General features: G+C 34.1%; 13 protein-coding genes. 9 read left to right on the top strand and 4 right to left on the bottom strand.

Annotated elements, in window-relative coordinates:
- The first annotated feature begins 226 nt into the window (after window positions 1-226).
- Complete coding sequence (dnaG, locus tag AC0J6S_RS01615) at window positions 227-2,203, top strand: DNA primase (RefSeq protein ID WP_474955135.1); 1,977 nt, start codon at window positions 227-229, stop codon at window positions 2,201-2,203.
- Here the strand turns inward: dnaG and AC0J6S_RS01610 are convergent.
- Both AC0J6S_RS01610 and nadE read right to left on the bottom strand, forming a co-directional pair.
- The gene (locus AC0J6S_RS01610; protein WP_474955134.1) at window positions 2,200-2,829 is read right to left on the bottom strand and encodes a LuxR C-terminal-related transcriptional regulator; all 630 of its coding nucleotides are present in this window, start codon (window positions 2,827-2,829) and stop codon (window positions 2,200-2,202) included. The genes dnaG and AC0J6S_RS01610 overlap by 4 nt on opposite strands.
- A gap of 94 nt (window positions 2,830-2,923) precedes the next feature.
- Complete coding sequence (gene nadE, locus AC0J6S_RS01605) at window positions 2,924-3,724, bottom strand: NAD(+) synthase (RefSeq protein WP_474955133.1); 801 nt, start codon at window positions 3,722-3,724, stop codon at window positions 2,924-2,926.
- A gap of 100 nt (window positions 3,725-3,824) precedes the next feature.
- Between nadE and gldB the strand changes: the two genes are divergently transcribed.
- Together gldB and gldC are read left to right on the top strand one after the other, a co-directional pair.
- Window positions 3,825-4,781, top strand: coding sequence for a gliding motility lipoprotein GldB (gene gldB, locus AC0J6S_RS01600; protein WP_474955132.1), 957 nt, complete (start codon window positions 3,825-3,827; stop codon window positions 4,779-4,781).
- On the top strand, window positions 4,781-5,116 hold the full coding sequence (gene gldC, locus AC0J6S_RS01595) for a gliding motility protein GldC (RefSeq protein WP_091165314.1): 336 nt from the start codon (window positions 4,781-4,783) through the stop codon (window positions 5,114-5,116). The genes gldB and gldC overlap by 1 nt, the downstream gene beginning before the upstream one ends.
- A 79-nt stretch (window positions 5,117-5,195) precedes the next feature.
- Here gldC and yihA read toward each other — a convergent pair whose 3' ends face one another.
- Window positions 5,196-5,816 carry a ribosome biogenesis GTP-binding protein YihA/YsxC gene (yihA, locus tag AC0J6S_RS01590; RefSeq protein ID WP_113634788.1) on the bottom strand — a complete coding sequence of 207 codons (621 nt, stop codon included), beginning with the start codon at window positions 5,814-5,816 and terminating at the stop codon, window positions 5,196-5,198.
- Window positions 5,817-5,846: 30 nt separating this feature from the next.
- Window positions 5,847-6,620, bottom strand: a complete 774-nt coding sequence (locus AC0J6S_RS01585) for an alpha/beta fold hydrolase (protein ID WP_474955131.1) — start codon at window positions 6,618-6,620, stop codon at window positions 5,847-5,849.
- 380 nt (window positions 6,621-7,000) lie between these two features.
- Between AC0J6S_RS01585 and mraZ the strand changes: the two genes are divergently transcribed.
- The 6 genes from mraZ to mraY all read left to right on the top strand — a co-directional run bounded on the left by mraZ (window position 7,001) and on the right by mraY (window position 13,500).
- A complete protein-coding gene (gene mraZ, locus AC0J6S_RS01580) occupies window positions 7,001-7,474 on the top strand; it encodes a division/cell wall cluster transcriptional repressor MraZ (RefSeq protein ID WP_474955130.1) in 474 nt (157 codons plus the stop codon).
- A complete protein-coding gene (rsmH, locus tag AC0J6S_RS01575) occupies window positions 7,449-8,357 on the top strand; it encodes a 16S rRNA (cytosine(1402)-N(4))-methyltransferase RsmH (protein WP_474955129.1) in 909 nt (302 codons plus the stop codon). Before mraZ ends, rsmH begins: the two co-directional genes overlap by 26 nt.
- A 12-nt stretch (window positions 8,358-8,369) precedes the next feature.
- On the top strand, window positions 8,370-8,717 hold the full coding sequence (locus AC0J6S_RS01570) for an FtsL-like putative cell division protein (RefSeq protein WP_091202604.1): 348 nt from the start codon (window positions 8,370-8,372) through the stop codon (window positions 8,715-8,717).
- Window positions 8,708-10,711 (top strand): penicillin-binding protein, encoded by a 2,004-nt coding sequence (locus AC0J6S_RS01565; protein ID WP_474955128.1) that lies wholly within the window; start codon window positions 8,708-8,710, stop codon window positions 10,709-10,711. Before AC0J6S_RS01570 ends, AC0J6S_RS01565 begins: the two co-directional genes overlap by 10 nt.
- Window positions 10,708-12,171: a UDP-N-acetylmuramoyl-L-alanyl-D-glutamate--2,6-diaminopimelate ligase gene (locus AC0J6S_RS01560; RefSeq protein ID WP_474955127.1), complete on the top strand. Its 1,464-nt coding sequence runs from the start codon at window positions 10,708-10,710 to the stop codon at window positions 12,169-12,171. Before AC0J6S_RS01565 ends, AC0J6S_RS01560 begins: the two co-directional genes overlap by 4 nt.
- A 99-nt stretch (window positions 12,172-12,270) precedes the next feature.
- Window positions 12,271-13,500 (top strand): phospho-N-acetylmuramoyl-pentapeptide-transferase, encoded by a 1,230-nt coding sequence (mraY, locus tag AC0J6S_RS01555; RefSeq protein ID WP_474955126.1) that lies wholly within the window; start codon window positions 12,271-12,273, stop codon window positions 13,498-13,500.
- Window positions 13,501-13,517: the final 17 nt, after the last annotated feature.

Below are 13,517 nucleotides of genomic sequence, written 5' to 3'. Positions count from 1 at the left end.
AATAACGTTTATTTTATGATATATAAAAGAATGTTAAAAACTAATAACTTTTTAACTGAATTATAATGATGAATTAGGCCGTTTCTTTGATTTGTAAAATATTTATAACTTTTTAAATTATCAAATAGAATGATTTATGGGTTTTATCAGGGGATGATTTTATTTGTACTAACAATAATTTTTTCAGCTTAAACGTTGTAACTTTGAACTTCAAAAAAATAACAATTTGATTTCAAAAGCCACTATTGATATTGTTTTCGAAACTGCTCGAGTAGAGGAGGTTATCGGTGATTTTGTGCAGTTGAAGCGTGCCGGAAGTAATTGGAAAGGATTAAGTCCTTTCTCTGAAGAGCGTTCTCCATCGTTCATGGTTTCGCCGGCAAAGGGAATTTGGAAAGATTTTAGCTCTGGAAAAGGTGGGAACTCCGTTGCATTCTTAATGGAACATTCTCATTTTACCTATCCGGAAGCCATTCGATATTTAGCGAAGAAATACAATATCGAAATTGAAGAAACGGAGCAAACGGATCAGGAGAAGGCCATAACTGATGTTCGGGAAAGTATGTATTTGGTTTCGGAATTTGCAAAAACCTATTTCCACAACACACTTTTAAACTCTGAAGAAGGAAAAGCAATTGGGTACTCTTATTTTAAAGAAAGAGGATTTACGAATGATACTATTAAGAAGTTTAGTTTAGGATATTCGCCTGAAAGTTGGGATGCTTTTACCAAAGAAGCCTTAGGAAAAGGATATAAATTAGAGTTTCTAGAAAGTACAGGACTCACAATCCCCCGTGATGACAGACCATTCGACAGGTTCAAAGGGCGTGTAATGTTTCCTATAGAAAGTATGTCGGGAAGAGTGCTGGGTTTTGGAGGTCGTATTCTTACCAATGATAAAAAAGCGGCAAAATACCTGAATTCTCCTGAAAGTGAAATTTACCACAAGAGCAAAGTGTTGTATGGTATTTTTCAGGCTAAACAATCGATAGCGAAATTAAATAATTGTTATTTGGTTGAAGGATATACGGATGTAATTCAGTTCAATCAATCTGGAATTGAAAATGTTGTGTCTTCTTCTGGAACAGCTTTGACGCCCGATCAAATCCGATTAGTCAATAGATTGACAAAGAATATTACCGTTCTTTTTGATGGTGATGCGGCGGGACTGCGCGCTTCCATTAGAGGAATCGATTTGATTCTGGAAGAAGGAATGAATGTAAAAGTATGTACTTTTCCTGATGGGGAAGACCCTGATAGTTTTGCTAAAAAAACATCCCATGATGATTTAGTCTCATATCTTGAAAATAACGCCAAAGATTTTATTCAGTTCAAGGCTTCGCTTTTGATGAATGAAGCCAAGAATGATCCTATCAAAAAAGCTGACTTAATTCGGGATATGGTTGTCAGTATTTCGAAAATTCCGGACAGGATTCAACGTGAAATTTATATTCAGGAATGTTCCCGAATTATGGATATTTCGGAGCAGGTTTTACAAAGCACCTTGGCACAATTAGTTCAAAAAGATGTTGCTGAAGTTGGTAAAAAGCAAAAACAGGAACAACAGGCTTTCGAAGTTGTAAAAAATGATAATCCAATAGACGCTCAAAAAGTAGATGTTTTATATCGTTTGGAACGTAAGATCATTGAGATTCTTTTGTTGTACGGAAATAAAGAGGAAGAGTTCGAAGATACATTTTTGAGAACAAATGAGGAAGGGGAAATTGAAACGGTAACCGAGAAGAAAGAATATAAAGTATTCCAACGAATCTATCTGAGTTTACAGGAAGATGAAGTTGAATTAGCAAATCCGTTGTTTCGAGATATATTCAATGATTTAATTAATTACTATCATCAGAATGAAAGTTTCAGTTTAGAGCAGTATTTAATGCATTTACAAGTTGATTTTGCTCAGGAAGTGACGGATATTTTGATGGAGGATGAACGCGTTATTTTACACGACTGGGTTGGGCAGAATATTTTTCCTAAATCAAAAAATGATACAATAGTTCAAGAAGTTTCGGAGACTATTTTGACTTTACGTTGGTACTTAGTGGGTAAAATAATCGAAGAATTAAAAAGCTCTCTATCATCTGAACCGAATTCAGATAATACAGAGTCTTTGTCTTTGATAATGGATTATAATATTCTGATTCATTCTTTTTCCAAAAAATTAGGAAGAGTAATGTCTAGATATTACTAAACGATCTCTAATTTTTTAGCTTTGTCTACTAAATCTACAAGATTTGTAACATTCAGTTTGGTCAATAATCGCAATTTGTATGTGCTAATCGTTTTTTCATTCAGATTTAGAATGTCAGCAATTTCATGATTCTTTTTTCCTCCACTTAAATACCGTAGAACTTCTACCTCACGGTTAGAAAGTTTGCGGTACAAACGTTCGCTTTTACTTTGTTTAGCAATTAAGGCTAAGTTCTTCTTCACGGTTTCGTTCATGATAATCTTACCTTGGGAGACTTTAATGATCGAAATTCCTAAAGTTTCTAACTTTTCTGATTTATGCACAAAGCCAGATACTCCGGCTTTTATGGCATTTGGCGCATAAATCTGTTCTGAAAGCCCACTGAAAATAATAATTTTTGTTTTTGGAAAGTTTTTTAAGACTGCTTTAACCTCAAAAATACTGGAAAGACCTTCCAGTTCCAAATCTATTATTAATACATCAATGTCTTTTGTTTGAAGAATATCCCTTACCATCAAGAAATTGCCGACATTGGCAACAATTGAGATGTCCGCATTATCTTTAAAGTAAGATTTTACTCCAAAATGCACAACAGGATAATTATCGGCTATACATACTTTAATCATAATTTTAAATTTTTAGAATTGTTTGTAATTGGAAATGTAAAATTAATAAATAAATTCTGTAATTAATTGTAAATCAATATAAAATATTACTTCTTTATTGTTTTGTGATAAAACAAACGGGAATTGGCGTCATTTTATGTTGATTAATGGTGTTTAATCGCTTATAAATTTCGAAAACAATTTTTTCTCGTCCTGAAAAGTCTTCCACTGACCTTCCGGCTTCATTTTCAAGCATTGCCCATTCTAATTCATCATAACTAGCTCCTAATTGATCTTCATCGCTACGGTCGTCACCAAATAATCCGTCTGTTGGAGAAGCTTTTAAAATAGATTCCGGTATTTGTAAATAATGGCCTAATAGATAGACTTCTGATTTCATCAAATCAGCAATTGGACTTAAATCTACTCCGCCGTCGCCATATTTTGTGAAAAAACCTACTCCAAAATCTTCTACTTTATTGCCTGTTCCTGCAACTAGTAAGCCATGGATTCCTGCAAAGTAATAGAGCGTGGTCATTCTTAATCGTGCTCTGGTATTTGCAAGCGCCAGGTGAACTTTTGCTGTATCTGAATCATCAGGAACTGCTTTTTTAAACGTTTCAAAAACGCCAGTCAAATCAGCTTCAGTGCTGGAAACATTAGGGAATCTTTGTTTTAGCTGTTCAATATGTTCGCGTCCTCTGGTTACATGGCTTGCTGCCTGATGAATGGGCATTTCCACACATAAAACTTTTAATCCTGTTTGTGCACATAATGTTGATGTAACTGCTGAATCAACTCCACCTGAAATACCAATTACAAATCCATTTACTTTTGCGTTTTCAGCGTATGTTTTTAACCAGTTTACAATTTGATTATTCACGTTTTCAACTTCGATTGTACTTTTTTTAGTCATAATAATTTACGTTTTAAAAAGCAGGAATGTATATTTGCAAAATCAATTCGTTATGCATTCGTTTCCCAGGATTCTTTGGAAACAAATTTAATTAATATATATGAAAAAATATCTGTTTCTTGTAGTCTTTTGTCTCATTATTGTATCCTGTGATAAGAAAACTAAAGTTGAAAGTGCTGTGACAGCAATTCCTTTGGATATAAAGGTGGAGCGTTTTGATAAGATATTTTTTGAAACGCCTCCAAAGGATTTAGAAAAAGTAAAAAAGGAATTCCCATTTTTTTTTCCTGCAGGAAACGATAATAGCGTTTGGTTAAATAAAATGCAAGATCCGATGTGGAGAGAATTATACTCGGAAGTTCAAAAAAAATATGCTGATTTTGAACCTGTAAAATTAGAATTGGAGACGCTTTTTAAACATATTAAATATTATTTTCCAGAAACAAAAACGCCAAAAGTAATTACTATAATCTCCGAAATGGATTATAATAACAAAGCTATTTATGCCGATAGTTTAGTGATTGTTTCGCTGGAACTTTATTTAGGAAAAGGGCACAAGTTTTATCAGTTTCCCAATTATTTAAAGCAAAATTTTGAACAAAGACAAATTGCTCCCGATGTGGTTTCGAGTTTTTCGGCTCGTAAAATCCCTCCTGTTCTAGAGAAAGATTTACTGAGTCAAATGATTTATTACGGGAAGCAATTGTACTTAAAGGACCTACTTTTGCCTGAATATACTGATGCCGAAAAAATGGGATATACTCCCGAACAAATAAAATGGTGTCAAGAAAATGAAAGTTATATGTGGCGTTATTTTATTGAAAAAGAAATGCTTTACAGTAATGATCAAAAGCTAATTCCCCGATTTATAAATCCGGCTCCGTTTTCTAAATTTTATTTAGAAATTGATAACGAATCGCCGGGACAAGTTGGAGCTTGGATTGGATGGCAAATGGTCCGTTCTTACATGAAAAATAATGAAGTGCCTATTGCTGATTTGCTAAAAATAAGTGCAAAAGAAATATTTGTGAAATCAAAATACAAACCCAAAAAATAATGTCAAATAAAAATACATCAGAAATTAAATTTCTAATAGAATTAGATGAAAACCGTGTTCCGGAAAAATTAATGTGGTCAGCCAAAGACGGCGGAGTAGAACAAGAAGAAGCAAAAGCAATTATGTTATCTATATGGGACAGTAAAGCCAAAGAAAGTATGCGTATTGATTTATGGACCAAAGATATGCCGGTGGATGAAATGAAAATTTTCTTTCACCAGACTTTAGTCGCAATGTCAGAAACATTCAAACGCGCTACTGATGACGAAAAAATGGCCGATACCATGAAAGATTTCTGTGATTATTTTGCAGAGAAATTAGAATTAACAAAATAGAGTAGATTTCTCTCTCAAAAAAAATCCCAAAACTTACGTTTTTAAGTTTTGGGATTTTTTATGCTTTAATAGGGGGCTTTTAAAACTGGCTGTTATTCTTAAAAACTTCTTGATTTACTTCATCTATATAAGAAAGTAATTCTTCTTTCCCGGTTGATTCTGTTGCTGACGTTACAAAATAATGAGGCATTTCGGCCCAATTATTGGCGAACATTTTCTTTTTGTACGCTGCAATATGCGAATCGATTTTTACTTTACTTATCTTATCTGCTTTAGTGAAAACGATGCAAAAAGGAATCTCGCTTTCTCCCATGTAGGACATGAATTCTATATCGATAGTTTGTGCTTCATGGCGAATGTCAATTAGAACAAATGCACAGACTAATTGTTCTCTGGTTTCAAAATAATCAGTTATAAATTCCTGAAAAATAGATTTTGTTTTTTTAGATACTTTAGCATATCCGTATCCTGGTAAATCGACTAAGAACCAATTGTTATTAATCAAAAAATGATTAATTAACTGTGTTTTTCCTGGTCTTCCAGATGTTTTAGCTAACTTTTTATGATTCGTTAGCATGTTGATCAATGAGGATTTCCCAACATTTGATCGGCCAATAAAAGCATATTCCGGCAAAAAATCTTTAGGACATTTGCTTACATCAGAGTTGCTGATAACAAATTCGGCGGTATTAATTTTCATTTTTTCTAGGTGTAAAATTCTACTTTTAGGTTAATGTACGGCTAAATGAGTATGTGTTAACCACTCTTCTAACAAACGGTTAAACTCATCTGGATGTTCCATCATGGCAGCGTGGCCACATTTGTCAATCCAGTACAAAGTGGAATTAGGTAATAATTTATGAAATTCTTCTGCAACGTCTGGAGGAGTAACTTTGTCGTTTTTTCCCCAAATGATACAAGTTTGAACGTGCATTTTTGGCAAATCTTTTGCCATATTATGACGAATGGCACTTTTTGCAATTGTCAGTGTTTTTATCAATTTTATTCTGTCATTTACAGACTCGTAAACTTCATCAATAAGTTCTTTAGTAGCTACTTTAGGATCATAAAATACATCTTCTGCTTTTTTCTTAATGTATTCGTAATCACCTCTTTTTGGATAACTGTCACCCATGGCACTTTCATAAAGTCCTGAACTACCAGTAATAACTAGGCCTGCAACTTTTTCAGGATACATTTTTGTGTGGTATAAAGCAATATGGCCACCTAATGAATTTCCTAAAAGTATAACGCGTTCTAAACCTTTGAATGTGATAAAGTCTTTAACATATTTTGCAAAACTTTTTACATTCGTTTTCAAAATATTTTGAGTGTATATGGGTAAGTCTGGAATGATTATTTTATATCCTCTTGTGGAGAAGTAGCTGGCAACAGCGTCAAAGTTACTAAGTCCTCCCATCAATCCATGTAAGATGACAATTGGAGTTCCTTCACCAGCTTCATAATAACTGTATCTGCCTTCTTTTTTATAGTGTTTTTCCATTTTTTTTGAATCCGGATTTTCAATTTTGACAAATATAGGATTTAATAAATAAAAATGAATTTTTACACCAATTTTTAATTGTAAAATTATCCGCATTGCTTAAAAAACAGTATGATTTTTTTTAAAATTAACGACGCTTTTTCTGAATATTTCACATTTATTCTTACTATTTAAAATTCACTTTTCTTGGAGTTTAAAACCCTTTTTTTTATAACATTATGTTTCTTACAAATAAAACAAAACAGTGCTAATGTTCTGACTGTGCATAAATTAGGGGTTTTTTTCTAAAAGTGGTTAAACTTATTAACAAAGTGGTATATAGTGGTAAATTGTGGTAATATTTTTTATATTTTTGCTCTACACCATTTAATACTTTTTGTTTGGATACAATTGTCGGGACATATGAATGTAAAGTCGATGCTAAAGGAAGGCTGCTTATGCCAGCGCCTTTAAAAAAGCAGTTGGCAACTTCACTTCAAAACGGATTCGTTTTGAAGCGTTCCGTTTTTCAGCCGTGTCTGGAGTTATATCCAATGCAGGAATGGGATTTGATGATGCAAAAAATCAATAAACTGAATCGATTTGTGAAGAAAAACAATGACTTTATCCGCAGATTTACGGCTGGTGTCAAAGTGGTCGAAATTGATGCTTTAGGACGATTGTTAGTGCCTAAAGATTTAGTGGGTTTCGCTAGTATTTCAAAAGAAGTGGTGTTTTCCTCAGCGGTGAATATTGTTGAGATTTGGGATAAAGATTTATACGAAAAATCAATAAGTGGCGAAGATGTTGATTTTGCAGATTTGGCCGAAGAAGTAATGGGAAATATAAATGACGACGACAATGGAATATCATAATCCGGTTTTGCTTCATGCATCTGTAGATGGTTTAAATATTAAGCCTGACGGCATTTATGTAGATGTCACTTTTGGCGGAGGCGGCCATTCAAAAGAGATTTTGAAACGGCTTGGTCCTGATGGAAAGTTGTTTGCTTTTGATCAAGATGAAGATGCTTTAGCGAATGCTTTGCCAGACGAAAGATTTACGCTGATTAATGAAAATTTCCGTTTTATAAAACGGTTTTTGCGTTTTTATGGGGTGAAAAGTGTGGACGGAATTTTAGCTGATTTAGGAGTTTCGTCACATCAGTTCGATGTTCCGGAAAGAGGTTTCTCTACTCGTTTTGATGCTGGATTGGATATGCGAATGAGTCAGAAAAATGATTTGAATGCCTATCGCGTGGTGAATGAATACGATGAGGCGAACTTAAAAAGAGTGTTTTTGGATTACGGAGAATTAAAAAATGCACCAGTTTTAGCAAGAACAATTATCGAAGCCAGAGAGCTAAAGCCAATTAAAACAACAGATGAACTAAAAGAAGTTTTGGCAAGATTCCTACCGGAAAGAGTCAAAAATAAAATATTGGCACAAATCTATCAAGCTATCAGAATTGAAGTAAATCAGGAGATGGATGTTTTGAAAGAGTTTTTGGAGCAATCCTTAGAAATTTTGAATCCAGGTGGAAGATTGAGTGTGATATCTTATCATTCATTAGAAGACAGATTAGTAAAAAGGTTTGTAAAAAACGGAATGTTTGAAGGAGAACCTGAACGTGATTTTTATGGAAATTTTTCTGTTCCTTTTAAAACCATCGGAAAATTAATTGTTCCGGATGCTGCTGAAATAAAAGAAAACAATAGAGCCAGAAGTGCAAAATTAAGGATAGCTGAGAAAAGATAAGTAGTCATAAAAATGAAAAACGGAGTTTACAGCCTATTAAAAGCAAGATTTCTTATCAATGATGATGCTGTGAAAAACTGGCGTTTCATCGTTTTTATAATTCTTTTGGCTATCGTTATGATTGCAAATACCCAGCGATTTGAACAAAAAGTGTTTAAGATTGCTGAATTAACAAATAAAGTAAAAGAGTTGCGTTCTGAATTTGTTGACAGACGTTCTGAGTTAATGAAATTGAAAATGGAGTCGACTGTTTCTGAAAAAATGATAGAAAAAGAAATTTTTCCGTCAACAGTTCCACCAATTAAAATAAAAGTTAAAAAAGAAAAAGAGAAAAATCTTTTAGAAAAAATATGGCAGTAGAAGATAAACACATATCCTACAGAATTTATCTGGTAGCTATTGTCATTTTTTTGATGGCCATAGCTATTGCTGTGAAATTAACAAATATTCAGTGGGTTGAAGGAGACTATTATCGAAAGTTAGCGAAAGAGAGAACGGTTAGAAATTTTGTGATTCCTGCCAATAAAGGAAATATTTATTCTGCGGATGGAAGTCTTTTGGCTACGTCAATACCTAACTATGAAATACGTTTTGATGCTTTGGCGCCAAAAGCCGAATCTTTCGAAAAAAATGTGAAGTCCCTGTCAGATTCATTAGCGACAGTTTTAGGTAAACCTGCCAGCTTTTTCGAAAATGAACTTCGAAAAGCCAGAGCAAACAAAAATAGATATTATCTGATAGCTCGAAATTTGAGTTACACAGAGTATTTTAAAATAAAAGGATTTCCATTATTTAATCTAGGTGCTTATAAAGGAGGAATTATAATTGAACAAGAAACTGTTAGAGAACATCCGATAGGGAAAATTGCGGAACGTACCGTAGGTTACGAACGGACTTCTAATGGTGAATCGATTGATGGAAAAGGAATCGAATGGGCTTTTAGAAAATATCTGAATGGAAAAGACGGTAAGATTTTAAAACAGAAAATTGCAAAAGGACAGTGGAAACCTATACGTGATATCAATGAAGTAGATCCTCAAGACGGGTATGATGTCATATCAACAATAGATGTTTATGTTCAGGATATAGCACATCACGCGTTGCTAAAACAGTTGGAATTGTATCAGGCCGAACATGGCTGCGTAGTAGTTATGGAAACTAAAACGGGTCATGTAAAAGCAATTTCAAATTTAGGAAGAGCTAATGACGGCACCTATTATGAAACTACAAATTATGCAGTAGCCGAATCTCACGAGCCGGGTTCTACTTATAAATTAGCTGATTTAATGGCGCTCTTTGAAGATAAAAAAGCGGATACTAGTACTGTTTATGACAGTAAAGGCGGAGTTATCGTGTATTCAGGAAAAAAAGTTCGCGATTCACATGAAGGTGGTTACGGAAAAATTTCATTAGGAAGAGGTTTTGAACTTTCGTCGAATACGGTTTTAGTTCAGGCAGTTTATAATGCATATAAAGATGAGCCTTCAAAATTTGTAAATCATCTCAATAATTTTGGATTGAATAAAACTTTAGGACTTTCCATCAAAGGGGAAGGAATACCATATATTCCTCAGCCAAGTGATAAAAACTGGTCGAATATTTCATTGCCTTGGATGGCTTTTGGATATGGTGTCCATATCACCCCATTGCAAACATTAGCTTTTTATAATGCAGTTGCAAATGATGGTGAAATGGTAAAGCCTCAATTTGTTTCTGAAATCAAAGAATGGAACAGAACCATCAAAAAATATGAGAAAGAAGTTTTGAATCCAAGAATTTGTTCTCCACAAACTATTTCGAAATTAAAAGCAGTTCTGGCAAATGTTGTAAAAAAAGGAACGGCTTCAAAATTATATTCTAAGGATTTTTCGATGGCTGGAAAAACAGGGACTGCGGCCGTGAATTACGGAAAGGCTGGAGGAGTTGGGAAATATTACGCTTCGTCTTTTGTGGGTTACTTCCCTGCTGATGAACCTAAATATTCCTGCATAGTTGTGGTGCATAAACCTAATACAGCAATGAATAATTACTATGGTGCGGATGTGGCAGGTCCAGTTTTTAAAAGAATTGCACAAAAGATTTTTACCGATGCGCCATCAACAAATGAGATTAAAAACTTGGACAAAAAAATTCCAAAACAAGAAAGTAATTACGATTTCTATTTTGTAAAATCCCAAAAGAAACAACAATTAATTCCAAATTTAAAGGGGATGTCCGGAATGGATGCTGTTGCTTTATTAGGGAATTTAGGGGTAAAAGTGAAGGTGCAAGGAGTAGGAAAAGTTAAAAAACAGTCTCTCGAACCGGGAGAGAATTTAGTAAAAAACGCAACTATACTATTGGAATTATCATGAGTATACTAAAAGATATATTGTATAAAGTAGCTATCGAAGCTGTAAAAGGTTCGACGGATATTGCTATCAAAAAAATGGATTTCGATTCTAGAAAAATCGAGGCTAATGATATTTTCGTGGCTATTCGTGGTACCATTTCGGATGGTCATGATTTTATTGAAAAAGCGATTCTGCAAGGTGCAGTTGCAGTTATATGCGACACATTTCCAGAAAAAATCGCTAAAGGAATTACCTATGTTCAGGTAAAAGATACCAATTCGGCTCTAGCATTTATGGCTGCAAATTATTTTGGTGATCCTTCTCAGAGCTTGAAATTAGTTGGAATAACAGGAACAAACGGTAAAACTACCATTGCTTCTTTATTGTACCAATTGTTTAAAAAAGCAGGTTTTAAAGTAGGATTACTTTCGACAGTTAAAATATTGGTCGACGAAGTAGAATATAAAGCCACTCACACAACACCGGATTCAATTACGATAAATCATTATTTGGCGGAAATGGTTGAAAACGGAGTTGAATACTGTTTTATGGAAGTGAGTTCGCATGGAATTCATCAAAAAAGAACTGAAGCTTTGCATTTTGTAGGTGGAATTTTCACCAATTTGTCTCACGATCATTTGGATTATCATCCAACATTTGCAGAATACAGAGATGTAAAAAAATCATTCTTTGATTACTTACCTAAAACAGCTTTTGCATTATCAAACATTGATGATAAAAATGGCCAGGTGATGTTGCAGAATACTGCGGCCAAAAAATTGACTTACGCTTTAAAATCGTATGCCGATTACAAAGCGCAAATTTTGGAAAATCAATTGTCAGGTTTGTTGTTGAAAATAAACGGAAATGAAGTTTGGGTAAAACTAATCGGAACATTTAATGCCTATAATTTATTGGCAATTTATGGAACAGCGGTTGAGTTAGGAATGGAAAGTTTGGAAGTACTTCGATTATTGTCAGATTTAGAAAGTGTTTCGGGACGTTTTCAATTTATTGTTTCGGATTCAAATATTACGGCAATTGTGGATTATGCGCATACGCCGGATGCTTTAGAAAACGTGCTAAAAACCATAAATGACATTCGTACCAAAAACGAACAATTAATTACGGTTGTGGGTTGCGGAGGAAATAGAGACAAAACCAAGCGACCAATTATGGCTGGGATTGCATCGGACTTAAGTGACAAAGCAATTTTTACCTCGGATAATCCTAGGAATGAAGATCCTGAGGTAATTATTACGGAAATGGAACAAGGTGTTGCTCCTCAGAATTATAAAAAAGTCTTGACCATAACCGATAGAAAACAAGCTATAAAAACGGCTTGTCAATTGGCTCAGCCGAATGATATTATTTTGATTGCTGGCAAAGGACACGAAACTTATCAGGAGATTAATGGGGTTCGTCATGATTTTGACGACATGAAAATAGTTAAAGAGATATTAGCTCAATTAGGAAAATAAGAGTTAGTCGGGAGTTTGAATTATTTGTTTGCGCAAATAAAGATGTGATTAGGAATTAACGAATAAGGAATCAACGATTAACCAAATAAACAAAAATATATGCTGTATTATTTATTTGAATATTTAGACAAAACACTAGATGTCCCGGGAACAGGGGTTTTCCAGTACATTACTTTTAGATCTGCATTAGCTTTAATGCTATCGTTGCTTTTGTCAACAATTTACGGAAAAATGATAATTCGTTTTTTGCAAAGACAGCAAGTAGGAGAAACAGTTCGAGAGCTTGGACTGGCAGGTCAAAACGAAAAAGCAGGTACGCCAACGATGGGTGGATTAATTATCATTTTTGCTACGCTAGTTCCGGTGGTGCTTTTTGCAAAACTGCATAACATCTACATTGTTTTGTTGATTGTTACTACACTTTGGATGGGGACAATTGGGTTTATAGATGATTATATTAAAATTTTCAAGAAAGATAAAGAAGGTTTAAAAGGAATATTTAAAGTTTTTGGGCAAGTTGGTTTAGGCTTAATTGTAGGGATTGTTCTTTATTTTCACGCAGGTGTGACAGTTCGTACGGATACTTCTAGTTCAGATATTTTTAAAGCACCAACAGAAACCGTGATTCTGCCTGCGCCAATTGAGGAGAAGTCTACAGCGACAACAATTCCATTCTTCAAAAATAACGAATTTGATTATGCAGAATTACTGGCTTGGACCGGTGAGGGATATGAAAAATGGGCTTGGTTGATATTTATTCCCGTTGTGATTTTTATTATTACTGCCGTTTCTAACGGAGCTAATTTAACAGATGGAATTGACGGATTGGCAGCAGGAACTTCGGCAATTTCAGTGCTTGCGCTGGGAATATTCACGTTTGTATCGGGAAATATTATTTTCTCTAATTATCTGAATATAATGTACATCCCTAATTCTGGGGAAATGACAGTATTTATTGCCGCATTTGTGGGATCATTAATTGGATTTCTTTGGTACAACTCATATCCGGCATCGGTATTTATGGGTGATACTGGAAGTTTGACTATCGGTGGAATTATAGCGGTTTTGGCAATAGCTGTTCGTAAAGAAATGCTGATTCCGTTATTATGCGGAATTTTTTTAGTCGAAAATTTCTCCGTTGTTCTTCAGGTAAGTTATTTCAAATACACCAAGAAACGCTTTGGCGAAGGCCGAAGAATATTCCTAATGTCTCCTTTGCATCATCATTATCAGAAAAAAGGGTATCACGAAAGTAAAATAGTAACTCGATTTTGGATTGTTGCAATCATGCTGGCCATATTATCAATTGTTACTTTAAAATTAAGATAATTTTCAATTAAAAATCA

Source organism: Flavobacterium sp. TS_SC_5, from assembly GCF_056156265.1.
The sequence above is the reverse complement of the archived record's forward strand: the minus strand, read 5'-3'. Positions and strand labels throughout refer to the sequence as shown.

What these genes read in the sequence shown, in the direction of transcription:
- AC0J6S_RS01610 (WP_474955134.1), bottom strand. Translation starts at nt 2,829, where the DNA reads ATGATTAAAGTATGTATAGCCGATAATTATCCTGTTGTGCATTTTGGA.
- nadE (WP_474955133.1), bottom strand. Translation starts at nt 3,724, where the DNA reads ATGACTAAAAAAAGTACAATCGAAGTTGAAAACGTGAATAATCAAATT.
- gldB (WP_474955132.1), top strand. Translation starts at nt 3,825, where the DNA reads ATGAAAAAATATCTGTTTCTTGTAGTCTTTTGTCTCATTATTGTATCC.
- gldC (WP_091165314.1), top strand. Translation starts at nt 4,781, where the DNA reads ATGTCAAATAAAAATACATCAGAAATTAAATTTCTAATAGAATTAGAT.
- yihA (WP_113634788.1), bottom strand. Translation starts at nt 5,816, where the DNA reads ATGAAAATTAATACCGCCGAATTTGTTATCAGCAACTCTGATGTAAGC.
- AC0J6S_RS01585 (WP_474955131.1), bottom strand. Translation starts at nt 6,620, where the DNA reads ATGGAAAAACACTATAAAAAAGAAGGCAGATACAGTTATTATGAAGCT.
- rsmH (WP_474955129.1), top strand. Translation starts at nt 7,449, where the DNA reads ATGACGACGACAATGGAATATCATAATCCGGTTTTGCTTCATGCATCT.
- AC0J6S_RS01570 (WP_091202604.1), top strand. Translation starts at nt 8,370, where the DNA reads ATGAAAAACGGAGTTTACAGCCTATTAAAAGCAAGATTTCTTATCAAT.
- AC0J6S_RS01565 (WP_474955128.1), top strand. Translation starts at nt 8,708, where the DNA reads ATGGCAGTAGAAGATAAACACATATCCTACAGAATTTATCTGGTAGCT.
- AC0J6S_RS01560 (WP_474955127.1), top strand. Translation starts at nt 10,708, where the DNA reads ATGAGTATACTAAAAGATATATTGTATAAAGTAGCTATCGAAGCTGTA.
- mraY (WP_474955126.1), top strand. Translation starts at nt 12,271, where the DNA reads ATGCTGTATTATTTATTTGAATATTTAGACAAAACACTAGATGTCCCG.